1 protein-coding gene is annotated in these 659 nt (G+C 58.0%); it reads right to left on the reverse strand.

Annotation, left to right across the window (positions count from 1 at the left end; all coding sequences use genetic code 11):
* Window positions 1–659 (reverse strand): ABC transporter permease (locus HMPREF1627_RS01725; protein ID WP_034500582.1); only part of this gene is annotated, 659 nt, incomplete at both ends.

A 659-nucleotide genomic window follows, 5' to 3' on the forward strand; every position in this document is an offset into this window, starting at 1 on the left:
CGGTCTTCCTTTCGCTCACCGGAAACCGCCTGAACTTTCTGACTGGATGCGGGGGCGGCAACCATTGCGTCCGTGATGCCTTCGGACAGGATGTTGAGGCAAAGGACGGTTAGCATGATCATGATGCCGGGGAATGTTGCAGTCCACCACATGCCCGCCAGGATTGAGCCGGACGATGAGGCTTCGGAAAGCACGTTACCCCAGGTGGGGACCATGGTTGGCTGCAAGCCCGAACCGATGAAGGTAAGAGAGGCTTCTAGAATGATCGCGTCGGCGACAAGGACGGTTGCGAACACGAGGACGGGTGCCGCAGTGTTGCGCACAACGTGTTTGGTCACGATCCATGGGGCCCTCGCACCGGAAACGATAACTGCGCGCACATAGTCTTCTCCGTAGGCGCTCATGACGTTTGCGCGGACGATGCGTGCAATTTGGGGCGTGTAGACGAAACCAATTGCGATAACGATGACAGCGACGATGCCACCTACGTTGTCTACGTCCAGGCGTTTACTGAACACGAGGACCATGACGGCAGCCATTGCAATGCCAGGAACCGCCATGATGACGTCCATGATGCGCATGATGACTTCGTTAACCCACTTGCGTGAGACTGCGGCGATGGCGCCGATGATTGATCCGACGAGGAGGGCACCGAGGGC

It is taken from the genome of Actinomyces sp. S6-Spd3 (genome assembly GCF_000758755.1).
Lineage (GTDB): Bacteria > Actinomycetota > Actinomycetes > Actinomycetales > Actinomycetaceae > Pauljensenia.